The sequence below is a fragment of the Frigidibacter sp. ROC022 genome, assembly GCF_024723735.1.
In the GTDB taxonomy this organism is placed as follows: Bacteria; Pseudomonadota; Alphaproteobacteria; order Rhodobacterales; family Rhodobacteraceae; genus SLM-1.
In genome coordinates, this window is the sequence record NZ_JANQDU010000001.1 from 866,612 (window position 1) to 880,030 (window position 13,419).

The 13,419-nt window shown below is 66.8% G+C and carries 15 protein-coding genes and 1 pseudogene; 13 read left to right on the plus strand and 3 right to left on the minus strand.

The window, feature by feature from the left end; all coding sequences use genetic code 11:
* Positions 1-75 precede the first annotated feature (75 nt).
* Positions 76-1,632, plus strand: coding sequence for a winged helix-turn-helix domain-containing protein (locus NUW50_RS04165; protein WP_258287802.1), 1,557 nt, complete (start codon positions 76-78; stop codon positions 1,630-1,632).
* Between the two features lie 10 nt (positions 1,633-1,642).
* On the opposite strand, the pseudogene NUW50_RS04170 reads toward NUW50_RS04165, so the two are convergent.
* Positions 1,643-1,920 (minus strand): annotated as a pseudogene (locus NUW50_RS04170) (IS5/IS1182 family transposase); the annotation flags it as partial.
* Between the two features lie 17 nt (positions 1,921-1,937).
* Here NUW50_RS04170 and NUW50_RS04175 point away from each other — a divergent pair.
* The 10 genes from NUW50_RS04175 to NUW50_RS04220 all read left to right on the plus strand — a co-directional run bounded on the left by NUW50_RS04175 (position 1,938) and on the right by NUW50_RS04220 (position 9,422).
* Positions 1,938-2,177 (plus strand): hypothetical protein, encoded by a 240-nt coding sequence (locus NUW50_RS04175; protein ID WP_258287804.1) that lies wholly within the window; start codon positions 1,938-1,940, stop codon positions 2,175-2,177.
* Positions 2,178-2,482: 305 nt separating this feature from the next.
* Positions 2,483-2,968, plus strand: a complete 486-nt coding sequence (locus NUW50_RS04180; protein WP_258287805.1) for a GntR family transcriptional regulator — start codon at positions 2,483-2,485, stop codon at positions 2,966-2,968.
* Complete coding sequence (locus tag NUW50_RS04185; protein ID WP_258287806.1) at positions 2,908-3,189, plus strand: UTRA domain-containing protein; 282 nt, start codon at positions 2,908-2,910, stop codon at positions 3,187-3,189. Before NUW50_RS04180 ends, NUW50_RS04185 begins: the two co-directional genes overlap by 61 nt.
* 10 nt (positions 3,190-3,199) lie before the next feature.
* Positions 3,200-4,168 (plus strand): ADP-ribosylglycohydrolase family protein, encoded by a 969-nt coding sequence (locus NUW50_RS04190; protein WP_258287807.1) that lies wholly within the window; start codon positions 3,200-3,202, stop codon positions 4,166-4,168.
* Entirely contained in the window at positions 4,168-5,124 is a 957-nt protein-coding gene (locus tag NUW50_RS04195) for a PfkB family carbohydrate kinase (protein WP_258287808.1), read from the plus strand. The genes NUW50_RS04190 and NUW50_RS04195 overlap by 1 nt, the downstream gene beginning before the upstream one ends.
* Position 5,125: 1 nt before the next feature.
* The gene (locus tag NUW50_RS04200) at positions 5,126-6,160 is read left to right on the plus strand and encodes an ABC transporter substrate-binding protein (RefSeq protein ID WP_258287809.1); all 1,035 of its coding nucleotides are present in this window, start codon (positions 5,126-5,128) and stop codon (positions 6,158-6,160) included.
* A gap of 55 nt (positions 6,161-6,215) precedes the next feature.
* Positions 6,216-7,079, plus strand: a complete 864-nt coding sequence (locus NUW50_RS04205; RefSeq protein ID WP_258287810.1) for an ABC transporter permease — start codon at positions 6,216-6,218, stop codon at positions 7,077-7,079.
* Positions 7,076-7,873 (plus strand): ABC transporter permease, encoded by a 798-nt coding sequence (locus NUW50_RS04210; protein ID WP_258287811.1) that lies wholly within the window; start codon positions 7,076-7,078, stop codon positions 7,871-7,873. Before NUW50_RS04205 ends, NUW50_RS04210 begins: the two co-directional genes overlap by 4 nt.
* Complete coding sequence (locus tag NUW50_RS04215; RefSeq protein ID WP_258287812.1) at positions 7,873-8,883, plus strand: ABC transporter ATP-binding protein; 1,011 nt, start codon at positions 7,873-7,875, stop codon at positions 8,881-8,883. Before NUW50_RS04210 ends, NUW50_RS04215 begins: the two co-directional genes overlap by 1 nt.
* Positions 8,880-9,422 (plus strand): cysteine hydrolase family protein, encoded by a 543-nt coding sequence (locus tag NUW50_RS04220; RefSeq protein ID WP_258287813.1) that lies wholly within the window; start codon positions 8,880-8,882, stop codon positions 9,420-9,422. Before NUW50_RS04215 ends, NUW50_RS04220 begins: the two co-directional genes overlap by 4 nt.
* A gap of 53 nt (positions 9,423-9,475) precedes the next feature.
* Here the strand turns inward: NUW50_RS04220 and NUW50_RS04225 are convergent, their stop codons facing one another.
* Entirely contained in the window at positions 9,476-9,997 is a 522-nt protein-coding gene (locus NUW50_RS04225; RefSeq protein ID WP_258287814.1) for a hypothetical protein, read from the minus strand.
* A gap of 37 nt (positions 9,998-10,034) precedes the next feature.
* On the minus strand, positions 10,035-10,412 hold the full coding sequence (locus NUW50_RS04230; protein ID WP_258287815.1) for a DUF4260 domain-containing protein: 378 nt from the start codon (positions 10,410-10,412) through the stop codon (positions 10,035-10,037).
* Between the two features lie 96 nt (positions 10,413-10,508).
* Between NUW50_RS04230 and NUW50_RS04235 the strand changes: the two genes are divergently transcribed.
* Positions 10,509-11,429, plus strand: coding sequence for a LysR family transcriptional regulator (locus NUW50_RS04235; protein ID WP_258287816.1), 921 nt, complete (start codon positions 10,509-10,511; stop codon positions 11,427-11,429).
* Positions 11,430-11,545: 116 nt separating this feature from the next.
* Positions 11,546-13,303, plus strand: coding sequence for a M28 family peptidase (locus NUW50_RS04240; RefSeq protein WP_258287817.1), 1,758 nt, complete (start codon positions 11,546-11,548; stop codon positions 13,301-13,303).
* Positions 13,304-13,419 lie beyond the last annotated feature (116 nt).

Genomic DNA, 13,419 nt, shown 5'->3' on the forward strand with positions numbered 1-13,419 from the left:
GCGCCACGGGAAGCCACGCTTGAGGACGACCTGAGATTTTCGTGGTGATATCGTGAGGAATTCATAAAATGCCGCATGATCTTCAGGTTCGACGCCTTCACACTCGATCCATCCCTCGGGCAGCTCACCCGCGAGGGGGAGGACGTCCCCATCGAGCCCCGCGCCTTCGAACTGATCTGCCATCTGATCGAGCATCGGGATCGGCTCGTAACCAAGGACGAGTTGGTGAAAGAGCTTTGGAACGGTCGGTTCATATCGGACACGGCCATTTCAACACTGGTGAAGACCGCGCGTCGTGCGCTTGGCGACGATGGCAAGACACAGCGCCTTATCCGCACCGTCCATGGTCGCGGATTCCGGTTTACGGGCAACGTGACGGCGAATGTCCCGGCAGAGCCGATCCCGGAGCCTCCCGCCAGTGAGGCCCCCCAGTCCCCGCAGCTTGGCGGGCAGCCGACCATCGCCGTGCTGCCCTTCCGGCGGATCGGACGGTCCGAGACCTACGGGGCGATTGCCGACGCGATTCCATCCGAACTGATCTCTTCGCTGTCGCGTCTGCGCTGGCTGAAAGTCCTTGCCCGCGGATCGACGTTCCGGTTCCGCGAGGATTCGCCGGACATGGCGTCGATCCGTGGCTTGCTTGGCGCGACCTACTGCCTGACCGGCGATGTCGAAATCCTGGAGCCCCGACTGGCGCTTTCGGTCGAGCTTTCCGACACCCGCGACGGCCGCATCGTCTGGAGCGACAGGATTTCCGGAAGGATCGAGGACGTACACCAGATACGGACCGATATCGTCAGTCGGGTGTCCTCGGCCATGGAACTGCACATATCCCTGAACGAGGCAGATCATGCGCGACTGCAGTCGCCGGAGAGTCTCGACGCCTGGAGCCTCTACCACCTGGGCCTGCGTCACATGTACCGGTTCAACGCGACCGACAATGCGATCGCAGAGGGCCATTTCTCGCAGGCGATCAGGCTCGACCCCGGATTTGCCCGCGCCTACGCGGCCCGGTCCTTCACCAGCTTCCAATCAGCATTCGTGAATTACCGGGGCGACCGCGACACCGAGATCGAGAACGCGCGCAGATTCGCGGAAAAAAGCCTGGAACTCGATCCGATGGACCCGTTCGGGAATTTCAACTTCGGCCGCGCTTACTGGCTGGTCAACGACCATGAATCCGGCCTGATATTCCTGGATCGCTCCATCGACCTCAGCCCCAGCTTTTCGCATGGCATGTATGCCCATGGTCTCGCGAATCTGATGGCCGGTCGCGGCGAAGCTGCAATCTCCAAGCTCGACGCGGCAATCAAGCTGAGCCCTCTCGACCCCTTTCTCTATGCGATGCAATCGACCAAGGGGTTCTCCCTGGCCCATACAGGGGACCTGGAGCAAGCCTGCCACTGGCTGGACATCGGAGCGCGACAACCCGGCGCGCATTATCTGGTGTCGATCGTCGCGGCGGCGATCAACAAGATCGCCGGAAACCACGATCAGGCGCGGTACTGGGCCGACCGGACCCGCCAGCTGAGACCGGATGCCTCGATCCAACAGTTCTTCGTGGCCTATCCATTGCGCGATCAACGCATCAGAAAAGAGGTGCAGACGGCCCTGCAAGACCTGGGCTTCTAGGGAAGCCAGGTCATCTCGACAAATGACGGAGCCAGAAGCGGATCGCCGTGATATCGATGAAGCCGCGGAAGCGCTCTGCCGTCTTGTCGTAGCGGCCTACGACACGCCTGGCGTTCTTTAGCTTGATGAGGCAGCGTTCAACCGGATTTCGCGGCGATACAGCGGGCGGTCCACACCGGTCCGCTTCTTGCGGGACTTCCGCTTCGGGAACTCGGGCAGCCCGCTCGGGCGGGGCAGGTTGTCCGCCATCACCGAGACAAAGCCGTGATCGTCCGAGGTCTGCCCGGACCTTGCGCCCCACAGACGTGGATGCGGCGGTCGAGGCGGAGACCGTTCTGGACCGGCTGCAAACCACCGATGGCGGCACGCATGTCTTCGGTTTGCCGCAGCCGCTGCAAACCACCGCTGGGCTCATTCTGGATCTGGAGTTCGAGGGGCTTCATGCGCCCTGGACACTCTCCTTCCCCCTGGCGGATTCTCCGTTCGGGTTCCAGGCCAACCTCACGGCCGGCAGCCTCAATGCCTTCCTGCGTGGCGGTCCCTGACGATCCAAGGCCGTCATTGGTTCCGGATCTTTTCCGTTACCCCGCATTCTATGGCGCCGGTCAGTCCCCCCACCGTTCGGCTGGACAACGGGCGTTGGCATGGCGTCCCCGAGAAGGCAAACCGGAGAACTCCGGTGCTTGTTCACACCTGGGAAGGACGCGCTGCGCATCCTGTACGCACCTGTATGGTTGGACCTCCGGGTATCGAGAAAGACCCCGCTCTCCGCGCGAAATTTTCTTGATAGCTGCGATGCGTACTGAATATACTTGTATGGACCTGTTTGTTGTTCCGGGGTGGGGAGAGGATGAACCAGGCTGCGGTCGGCTCGAAATCGGAGCGCATTGCTCGCCTGCTGGAGGCCGAGATCAAGTCGGGCCATCTGCGCGACGGGGTGGCGCTTTCGAGCGAAAACAGCCTCGTGGAAAGGTTCGCCGTGTCGCGCAGCACCGTGCGCAAGAGCCTCGGGATGCTCGCGGAAAAGGGCCTGATCCGCACCAAGGTGGGGATCGGCTCTTTCGTGACCTACGCGGGCAATGTCATCGACAACGGGCCGGGCTGGTCGGTCGCGCTGTCGGGCAACGACACCCGAATGGGGACCCGCATATTGTCCATCGCGCGGATCGGGATGGACCTGGACTGTCCGGTGCCGCTTTCGGGCGAGATGCTGGCGGTGGACAGGCTGCGGTTCCGTGAAGAGACGGGCAGGGGGCTTCGCTTGAACGCGCCCGCGTGCCTTGGCGCGACGACTTCGCGCCACTGCTGCGGGACGGCCTCGACGGCGGTTCGCTGAGCGCGACGCTTGCGGCGAGGGGACTCGTGCCGGCATCGGGCGAAGAATGGGCCAACGTTCTGCCCGGGCTGTCGGAAGTCGATGCGGCGATCATGGGGCGCGTCGCGGGCGAACCGATGCTGCGCCTGCGGCGCCTGACCCGCGACGCAGCGGGAAAGACGGTGGAATTCGTCGAAAGCTCTCTCGACCCGGAGCTGTTCGGCCTGCACATGGTGTTTTGAGATGGATGGCATGGCGCTTACCCGGGCACGCTACTGCCTCCTGGGGCTGGCTGCGGGCGATGCTCTGGGGATGCCGGCGCAGACGCTGTCGCGCGAGCGGATCAAGGCCGAATATGGGCGCATTACCGATTTCGTCGCGCCATATGAGGGACATCCCGTCTCGCACGGGCTGGCCGCGGGGCAGGTGACGGACGACACCGAGCAGGCGCTGCTGCTGGCCCGGCGGCTGGTGGCCGACCCCCGGGGGTTCGACGAGGAAGGCTGGGCCCGCGACCTGCTGGCGTGGGAGGCCGAAATCCGCGCCAAGGGGCTGTCGGACCTGCTGGGGCCGTCCTCGAAGGCGGCGATTGCCGCGCTGCTGGAAGGCACGCCGCCCGACCGGACCGGCGTGAACGGTACGACCAACGGCGCGGCGATGCGGATTGCCCCCGTTGGCCTGTCGGTGCCGCCCGAGGTGGACCGGCTGGTGGCGCGCGTCGTCCAGACCTGCCGGGTGACGCACAACACGGGCGAGGCGATCGCGGCGGCCTCGGCCGTGGCGATGGTGGTCAGCTGCGGCGTGGCGGGCATGGATTTCAACCAGGCGCTGCCGCGCGCGCTGGAGGCTGCAAGTGCGGGTCAGAAAGCCGGCCATCCGAAAGGCGAACCCGACATGGCCGGGCAGATCGTGCGGGCGGTGGAACTTGCCGGGCAGGGTGAAGACGCGCTGATCGAGGGCATCGGCACCTCGGTTGCCAGTCGCGAAAGCGTGGCCTACGCTTTCGGCTTGCTGAGCATGGGCGCGCCCTTGTGGGACAGGCTGGTTGCCGCCGCCAATGCCGGCGACGACACCGACACCATTGGCGCCATCGCCGGGGCCATGGGCGGCGCCCTTGGTTGGTCCCTTCCGGAGGCGGCGGTTGCCCGGCTGCGCGCGGCCAATGCGCTGGACCTCGATGGATTGGCCGAGCCGCTGATCGCCCTGCAGGGGGTGGCCTGATGGGACGGCTGATTCAGATGACGGGGCCGGTGGTTGACCTGGTCTATTACGTCCGCGCCCTGCCGGAGCGCGGGCAGGAGGCAGAAGTGACCGGCTTCGACATGACCTCGGGCGGCGGTTTCAACGCCATGGCGGCGGCGCGCGCCGCGGGGCAGTCGGTGGTGCTGGGCGGGTCGCTGGGCACGGGGCCGATGGCCGATCGGGTGGCGCTGGACCTCGATGCGCTTGGCATCTCGCTGGCCCGGGCGCGTCTGACGGATGTGGACCAGGGCTGTTGCACCGTGCTGCTGGAGCCGGACGGTGAACGGACGTTCATCAGCTATCCGGGGGCCGAGGGACACGCTACCGCCGAGGCGCTGAGCGGCGTTTCGCTCGACGGCGTCACCCAGGTGCTGATGTCGGGCTATTCACTGCACTACACCCACGCGCGTACGGCGCTGGCCGAATGGGTGGCTGCCCTGCCGCGCGGGATCACTTTTGCCTTCGACCCTGCGCCGGTGGTGGCGCGGCTGGACAAGGCGCTGCTGGCGAAGGTCATGGACCGCGCCGATTGGGTCAGTGTCAACGCGGAAGAGGCCGCCGTTCTGACCGGCGACGCAGAGCCGGAACGGGCCGCCCGGGCATTGGCACGAGGCCGCGCGGGGGCGATCCTTCGGCGGGGCAGGGACGGGGAGCTGCTGGCGCAGGGCAGCGACATCGTCACCATCCCCGGCCATCCCGTCGATGCCATCGACACCAACGGCGCCGGGGATTGCCATGTCGGCAGCTTCCTGGCCGAACTCGACCGCCACGGCGACGCTTTGCGCGCCGTGCGCTATGCAAATGTCGCCGCCGCGCTTTCAACCCTGCGCCGCGGCCCTGCAACGGCCCCCGACCGCGCCACGGTCGAGGCGATCCTGAACGAGCAGCAACAAGGCGCAGCAATCGCCGCCTCCCCCACCAACATGGAGACCTGACATGAAGTCCATCCTGACACTGACCACGGCCCTGGCGCTGACCGCCTCGGGAGCGCTGGCCGATGAAATCCGCGTGCTGAACTGGCAGGGCTACGGCACCGACCTTGACTGGTCGCTGAAAGCCTTCGAAGAGGCCACCGGCCACAGCGTCGTGCATGAATATTTCAACTCCGAGCAGGAGATGCTGACCAAGCTGCGCACCAATCCCGGTGCCTATGACGTCGTGATGATCAATGCCGCCTTCACCCCGCAGGCCATTGCCGAGGGGCTGGTGGCGCCGATCGACACCTCGACCATCGGCAACTATGCCGACATCCCCGCCAGCTTTGCCGAGGATCCGAAGCTGAACGTCGATGGAAAGGTCTATGGCGTGCCGTGGACCTGGGGGCTGACCTCTTTCGCCATCAATACCGAGGCCTGGGACGAGGTGCCGACCAGCGTGCAGGTGCTGTGGGATCCGGCCCACGCCGGGCGCATCTCGATCCGCGACGATGCCATCGAGGCGATGCAGTTGGGCGCCCTGGCCACCGGGCAGGACATCAACGACATCGAGGACCTCGACGCCGTCGAAGCCAAGCTGGCCGAGCTGCTGCCAAACCTGCGCACCTTCTGGAGCAGCGAGAACGACTGGAACCAGTTCATGGCGGCGGGAGAACTGGATGCCGCCACCTACTGGTCCGGCTCGGCCAGCCGCTCGGCCGCCATGGGCCTGCCGGTGCAGTTCGTCGTGCCGGAAGAGGGCGCGGTGGGCTGGCTGGACGGCCTTTCGATCCCCGCCACCTCGGAACACCAGGAGGCCGCCCGGGCCTTCATCGACTGGATGATCGACCCGGAGTTCTACGTGAAGTGGGACGCGGAAGGCGCGCCGGCCTCGGCCAATGCCAAGGCCATGGAGGCGCTGCCGGACGATGCCTTCAACAAGGCGGTCCTAGGTGATCCCGAGGTTGTCGCCCGGGTGCATTTCCAGGCGCCGATTGATGACGAGACGCGCGAGAAGTATCTGGAAATCTGGCAGCGCCTGAAGGCGGCCCAGTAAGCGCGAGACGCAAGAGGGGCCGGTCCGCCGGCCCCCTTCCCAGGGGAGCACCGACATGGCCGAACTCGCCACCCCCGCGGACAAGCGGCGCCTGGCCACGCTGTTGTCCCCGGCCTACCTCTGGCTGACGCTGGCCGTTTTCCTGCCGCTGTCGGCCATGTTGTTCTTCAGCTTCGTCACCGACCTGCCGCAGGACGCGCCCGACTGGGCCTTCACGCTGGAAAACTACGGCAAGTTCCTGGAAAACCCCGTCTACGGCAAGCTGTTGTGGAAATCGCTGAAGCTGGCGGCCACCGTCACCCTCTTCTGCATCCTCATCGGCTATCCCTGTGCGCTGGTGCTGGCCCGCGTCATCAAGGGGCGCGCGCGCGAGGTGCTGTTCCTGCTGGTGATCCTGCCGTTCTGGTCCAATTCGCTGGTGCGGATCTTCAGCTGGGCCATCGTGCTGCGCGGCAACGGCATCCTGGAGCGCACGCTGGAGGCGATCCTGCCGTGGGACATCCGGCTGAACCTGATGTTCACCACCAATGCCGTGGTCATCGGGCTGGTGCACAGCTACCTGCCCTATGTCATCCTCACCTCCTATCTCGCGCTCCAGGCCATCGACGACGACATCATCGACGCCGCCCGCTCCATGGGGGCCGGCAAGCTGACCATCCTGCGCCGCCTGCTGCTGCCGCTGTCGCTGCCCGGGCTGCTGGCGGGCGCGGTGCTGGTCTTCGTGCCCGTGGTGGGCTCTTTCATGGAGCCGCGCATCCTCGGCGGCCGTGTCGGCACCTATTTCGGCACGGTGATCGAGGACCAGTTCGTCGCCGTCTACAACTGGCCCCTTGGCGCGGCGCTCAGCTTCGTGCTGCTGGCGGTGGTGCTGCTGATCTTTGCCCTGACCAGCCCGATCCTGAGAAAGGCCCAGACATGACGCCGCGCAAGAAAGCCCTGATTCTGCCCGCGCTTGGCCGCGCCTGGCTGGCGCTGGTGCTGGTGTTCCTCTACGCCCCGATCCTCGTCATGGCGGCGATGAGCTTCAACGCCTCGCCCTTCTACCAGCTGCCCTTCGAGTTCTCGACCCGCTGGTATCAGGACATGGCCGGCAATGCGCAGATCCTCGCCGCCAGCCTGCGCTCGGTCGGCATCGCGGTGGCAACCACGGTGATCGCCACGGCGCTGGGAACGGCGGCCTCGGTCGGGCTGTTCCGCTATGATTTCCCCGGCAAGCGGTTCCTGCAAGTCATGCTCTTCCCGCCGATCGCCATTCCCTGGCTGATCATCGGCACCGCCATGCTGGTGTTCTTCTTCGCCATCGGCATCGGGCGCGGCACGCCCGCAGTGCTGATCGGCCACGTCGCCCTGGCGCTGCCCTATGTCATCGTCACGGTGACGGCCCGGCTGTCCAGCTTCGACGTGACGCTGGAAGAGGCCGCGCGCTCGCTGGGCGCGGATGGCTGGACGGTGCTGCGGCGGGTGACGATCCCGTGGATCGCGCCGGGCATCGTGGCCGGGGCGCTGTTTGCCTTCGCGGTCAGCTTCGACCAGTTCGTGGTCAGCTATTTCCTGGCCAAGCCGGGCGACAGCACCCTGCCGGTGCTGATCTACACCGCCATCCGCAAGGGCTTCACTCCCGAGATCAACGCCATCTCGACCATCATCATCGCCCTGTCCATGGGGATCATGTTCCTCGCCGCCCGCAAGGCCAGATTCGGAGGAGGCCGCTGATGTCATCCGTCGAAATCAGCAATGTCACCAAGACCTTCGGCAAGGCGCGCGCGCTGAATGACGTGACCATCACCTTTGAGGACGGCGGATTCTTCGCACTGCTGGGGCCGTCCGGGTCGGGCAAGACGACGCTGCTACGCACCATCGCGGGCTTTTCCTTCCCCGACAGCGGCACCATCCGCATCGGCGAGCGCAACGTCGAAACCATCCCGGTGGAAAAGCGCGACATCGGGATGATGTTCCAGAACTACGCGCTGTTTCCCAACATGAGCGTGGCCGACAACGTGGGCTTCGGCCTGCGGGTGCGCAAGGTCGGCGCGGCGGAAGAGAAACGCCGCATCGGCGAGGCGCTGGAGCTGGTGCAGCTCGGCCAGTTCGCCAACCGCATGCCGCACCAGTTGTCCGGCGGTCAGCGCCAGCGCGTGGCGCTGGCCCGTGCCATCGTGACCAACCCCAAGGTGCTGCTGCTGGACGAACCGCTCTCGGCGCTGGACAAGACCCTGCGCGTGGACATGCAAATCGAGCTGAAGCGCATCCAGCGCGAGATCGGCATCACCACGATCTTCGTCACCCATGACCAGGAAGAGGCGCTGACGCTCTCGGACCGCATCGGCATCCTGCGCGACGGACGGCTGGTGCAGGTCGGCCCCCCGCGCGAGGTCTACGACCGCCCCAACAGCGCCTTTTCTGCCGAGTTCCTCGGCGAAACCAACTGGCTGCCCGAGGCCGTCCTGCCCGGCCTCTCCCTGCCGGGCGGTGGCGAGGGCTTCCGCTTTGCCGTGCGGCCCGAGGCGCTGGGCCTCTCGGCCACGCGGCCCGAGGGCGTCAACGCGCTGGAGGCACGGCTTGAACAGAGGGTGTTCGCCGGAGCCATGGCCACCTGCATCGTCACCGTTCAGGGCCAGCCATGGAAGCTGATCGCCCGCGACCGCGACCTGCCCGAACTGCCGGCCAATGCGCCGGTCTGGGTCTCGTGGGCGCCCGAGGATACCGTGGCGGTGCCGGCATGAGCGCGCTGCAATGGCTTGTCGTGGTGGACATGCAGCCGGGGTTCGGCCATGCCGACAGCCCGTGGTGGACACCGGGCTACGACGCCTGTGCCGAGGCGATCAAGACCATGTTGCCTGCCTTTCCCGACCGGGTGCTCTTCACCCGCTTCGTACCTCCGGCCGAACCGCAGGGCGCATGGCGGGCGTATTATGATCAGTGGGATTTCGCGCTGGCCCCGGAACACCGCTGGCTGTGGGAGCTCGACCCGCGTTTCGAGGGGCCGCAGGTGGCAAGCGCGCGCTTTGCCAAGTGGGTCGAGGCGGCGCCCCACATCCCGCGAGAGGCCGAACTGGTCATCTGCGGCGTGGCCACGGATTGCTGCGTGATGGGTACGGCACTGGAGGCGGTTGACGACGGGCGGCGCGTGCATCTCGTCCGCGATGCCTGCGCCGCCGGAACCGAAGCCCTCCACCACTCCGCGCTCACCGTCATGGCCGGCCGTGCGCCGATGCTGACCATCACCGACGTCGCCGACCTGCCGACGGCGCCCAGCAGTTGAACCGGCATCGGATCGCGGCGCGGGGCATCGGGGTGTCGCCCTTCGGCTCCCGCCTAATCCGGCTCGGGTGTCGTTGCATCCATGCCCGAGCAGGGGGCGGGGCTGGGGCGTAGGTCGAGGACGTCCGCCAGGATGCTGCTTGCGGCATTGATGACGAAGCTGGCCCCGGTCGGGAGACCGGGTTCGATGACGATGTCGGGGGCGTCGCCGGCTCTGCCGATGACCACCTTGTGATCCTCGCTGATCAGGTCGCGACCTGCATGGAGCGCGCGGGCCAGGGCGGCGTTCATGATCTGCAGGCGGATCGGATCGCCGTCACCGGGTGCAAAGTCCCCTCCGTCGAAAACGCCGGCGACGAAGCGGACGGGGATGCTGAAACACTTTCCGTCGATCTCGATCAGGGCGGTGCCCGCATCGGTGTGGCCCTGCTGTTGCAGGGGCGGGGCCTCGCCTGGATCAGGGACCGTGATGCGTGCCGAAGACGCCAGACCCGGTGTCGGCGTGGATGCGATGAGTGTTGCAAGGCCGAGGCCCGCGATGATCGTCGCGGCGCGGCGGGTGACGTCGGATTTCATGTCTCTCTCCTTTATCCGTGATCGAAAATCAGCCGGTTCAGGCAGCGCGCCCGATCCGGCCGAGATGGGTCAGGCCGAAGGCGGTCTCGGATTTCAGCCCGAACCCCAGGGCGCGGTCGATCCCGATATGTGCCAGCCAGGCGCAGGCGACCGGAAGCAGCGCGGGGAGCGCCCAGAGACCGGCCGCCGCCAGCAGCGCCGGGACGAGGTAGGTATGGGCGAGGTTGTAGAGACGGGCGCCGGCCCGGTTCCCGAAGGCATAGCCGATCATGGCGAGATCGGGGACCAGCGCGACGGCGGCGAACAACAGCCAGCCGTCGGTCAGCATGACATAGCCGGCGGCACCGCCGGCGAAGGCGGCAATGCCCTCGAGGCGCAGCAGGGCGAGAACGGGGCGTTCGGTGATCGGGGTCATGGCGGAGCTCATGGCGTCTTGGTGCTGCGCCGCTTTTGCGCCTTCGCCGCGATCAAAGGAATTGTTTATCTTCGGATAGTCGATATACGAAAATTCATGAGCATGGGCATTGACTGGGCGCTTTGGCGCAGTTTTCTATTGGTGGCCGACACCGGCAGCCTGTCGGCAGCGGCACGGGCTCTGGGTCTGACGCAGCCAACCGTCGGCCGCCACATCGACACGCTGGAGGCTTTGGTGGGGCAGACCCTGTTCCTGCGCACGCCGCAGGGGTTGAGCCTGACCGAGGCCGCCGCGCTGCTGGTGCCCGAGGCGCGGGCGATGCAACTGACCGCCGAGAGCCTCGGGCGTCGTGCCTCGAGTGCGCCCGAGGCGGGCGTCGGCACCCTGCGCATCGCCGCCAGCCATGTGGTCGGCGCCGAGGTGCTGCCGGTGGCGCTGGCGCCGCTCCTGGCCGAGAACCGGGGCCTTTCGATCGAACTCGCCCTGTCCAACGACAGCGCCGACCTGCTGCGCCGCGAAGCCGATCTGGCAATCCGCATGGTGCGCCCCTCGCAAGGCAGCCTCGTCGCGCGCAGGCTGGGGCCGGTGCCGATCGGCCTGTTCGCCCACCAGGCCTATCTTGCGCGTGCCGGGCGGCCGGCGACCTCGGAAGACCTGACCGGACATGTGCTGATCGGCCCGGATGCCGACCCTTCGGCGCTGGCCGGGTTCGATGTCTTTGGCGCCGCTCTCGGGCCGCGTCACCTGCGGCTGCGCACCGACAGCGAAGCGGCGCAGATCGCGAGCATCCGCGCCGGACTCGGCATCGGACCGATGCAGTCCGGGGTCGCGGCGCGGGATCCGATGCTGGAACCCGTCCTGCCGGGGGCCGTGAACTGGACTCTCGACGCCTGGCTGGTCCTGCACGACGATTTGCGGCGGCTGCCGATGCTGCGTCTGCTGGCGGATCATCTGTCGGCGGTCCTGCCGGTGCTGTTGCGCAGCGGTCAGATGCCGGCGCAGCCCGCCGCGACCTAGGCCGGGTCGCGGCGCTGGTCTCCCGGCAGGGAAGTGATATCAACCGACCCGAACACGGGGACCGGGCGCAGCGTTCGCGGCGCCGGCTCCTGTCCAACCGATTGGGAATGGCTCGAATGGATGTGACTTCTATGCTCGACAGGCTGGCGACCGAAGTCGACCGCGCAAATCTGGAACGGCATCTGCTCGCCTTCTCGAAATGGACGAAGGAAGCCGGATCGCCGGGCGAAAGGGCGAGCATCGACTACGTCCAGGCCGAAATGGAGGCACTGGGCTATGATGTCGAACTGCTGTTCCACGATGCCTATATCAGCCTGCCGGGACAGGCCTGGATCGAAGCGGCAGGGCAGCGGTTCCCCTGCATCACGCATTCCTTCTCGCGGAGCTCGCCGCCCGAGGGAACGACCGCAAGGGCCATCGAGGCCGGGACCGGTTCGCCGGAGGATTTCGCACGCATCGAGGCCGGGGGCGCGATCGTCATCGTGGACGGGATTGCGACGGCGCCCGTTGCGGCCCGTGCCAGCGGGGCCGGGGCACTGGGACAGATTCATGTCTGCCCGGCCGAACAGATCCACGAAATGTGCATTTCGCCCGTCTGGGGAAGCCCCTCGCAGGACAGCCTGCCGCAATTGCCGGCCACGGTGGTCGTCAGTGTCGCGAAGTCGGTCGGGGAGCGGCTGAAGGCCATCTATGCCGGCACGGCCGACGCCGAAATCACCCTCCATGCCGAGGTGGACACCGGCTGGCGCAAGACGCCGTTGCTGGTGGCGGAGCTTCCCGGTCCTTCGGCCCCGGCCGACGGCCCCTTCGTCCTGTTCAGCGGGCATCACGACACCTGGCACTACGGCGTGATGGACAATGGCGGCGCCAACGCGACCATGATCGAGGTCGCACGCCTCTGCGCCCTGCATCGCGACCAATGGCAAAGGGGGCTGCGGATCGCCTTCTGGTCCGGGCATTCGCAGGGCCGGTATTCGGGCTCCGCATGGTATGCCGACACGCATTACGAGGAGCTCCGGAAACGGGCCGTGGCGCATGTCAACATCGACTCGACCGGGGCGAAAGGGAACGTCGTCCTCGGCGATGCGCAGGCCGACCCGGAACTCTCCGCACTGGCCGGGCGGGCCATCCGGCAGCGCGGCGGCCAGGAATTCGGCGGCCCGCCCGTCGCGCGCGCGGGAGATCAGTCGTTCTGGGGGATCGGCGTGCCGTCGATCTTCGCCGACCTGGGCGAGCAGCCGGCGTCGGATGCGACGGCATCTCCTTTCGGCGGCCCCGGCCGCAAGGGGGCGGGCACCGGCTGGTGGTGGCATACGCCGGATGACACGCTGGACAAGATGGACCTCGATATCGCTGTCCGCGATACCCGGATTTACCTGCATGTGGTCTGGGAACTGCTGACCGGCAAGCGGCTGCCGATCGACCACAAGGCCTCCGTCGGTGCATTGTTGCAGAAGCTGCGCGCCGACTCGGAACGGCTCGGCGGGCGCTTTGACCTCGGCAGGCTGATCGACCGCGCAACGAGGCTGCAGGCGGCGCTCGGCCGGCTCGACGACGCGCTGGACAGGGGCGTGACGGTTGAGCGTATCAATGCCTGCATCATGGACATCTCGCATGCATTGGTGCCGTTGCAGCATACGGTTGGCGACCGCTTCACGCATGATCCTGCATTGGGCATGCCCCCATTCGCCGGGCTGTGTGAGATCGCCCGGTTCGCCGTGACCGAGCCGGGCTCGGATGCGGAGAAATTCGCGACGGTATCGCTTCGCCAGTCGATCAATCGCGCCGCTTCGGCACTGGCCGATGCGCTGTCGGCCATCGAAGATTGTCTTGCGGAAACCCCGACGCCGCAGGGGGCCGGCGCGGAAGCATAAACCTGCAGAGAGCGGACCGCTTCGTGGAGGGCCTGCCCGCAGGCCCGGCCGGGGACAGGGAACTGCGTCAGGATGACAGGGTCGCCTGCGTAGGTCGCCGCATGGTCATCTGCGAC

Bases quoted from the DNA above. Each gene is read 5' to 3' on its own strand.
- NUW50_RS04180 (WP_258287805.1), top strand. From the start codon at position 2,483: ATGAACCAGGCTGCGGTCGGCTCGAAATCGGAGCGCATTGCTCGCCTG.
- NUW50_RS04230 (WP_258287815.1), bottom strand. From the start codon at position 10,412: ATGACCCCGATCACCGAACGCCCCGTTCTCGCCCTGCTGCGCCTCGAG.
- NUW50_RS04195 (WP_258287808.1), top strand. From the start codon at position 4,168: ATGGGACGGCTGATTCAGATGACGGGGCCGGTGGTTGACCTGGTCTAT.
- NUW50_RS04240 (WP_258287817.1), top strand. From the start codon at position 11,546: ATGGATGTGACTTCTATGCTCGACAGGCTGGCGACCGAAGTCGACCGC.
- NUW50_RS04205 (WP_258287810.1), top strand. From the start codon at position 6,216: ATGGCCGAACTCGCCACCCCCGCGGACAAGCGGCGCCTGGCCACGCTG.
- NUW50_RS04200 (WP_258287809.1), top strand. From the start codon at position 5,126: ATGAAGTCCATCCTGACACTGACCACGGCCCTGGCGCTGACCGCCTCG.
- NUW50_RS04190 (WP_258287807.1), top strand. From the start codon at position 3,200: ATGGCGCTTACCCGGGCACGCTACTGCCTCCTGGGGCTGGCTGCGGGC.
- NUW50_RS04225 (WP_258287814.1), bottom strand. From the start codon at position 9,997: ATGAAATCCGACGTCACCCGCCGCGCCGCGACGATCATCGCGGGCCTC.
- NUW50_RS04165 (WP_258287802.1), top strand. From the start codon at position 76: ATGATCTTCAGGTTCGACGCCTTCACACTCGATCCATCCCTCGGGCAG.
- NUW50_RS04220 (WP_258287813.1), top strand. From the start codon at position 8,880: ATGAGCGCGCTGCAATGGCTTGTCGTGGTGGACATGCAGCCGGGGTTC.
- NUW50_RS04215 (WP_258287812.1), top strand. From the start codon at position 7,873: ATGTCATCCGTCGAAATCAGCAATGTCACCAAGACCTTCGGCAAGGCG.
- NUW50_RS04235 (WP_258287816.1), top strand. From the start codon at position 10,509: ATGAGCATGGGCATTGACTGGGCGCTTTGGCGCAGTTTTCTATTGGTG.
- NUW50_RS04210 (WP_258287811.1), top strand. From the start codon at position 7,076: ATGACGCCGCGCAAGAAAGCCCTGATTCTGCCCGCGCTTGGCCGCGCC.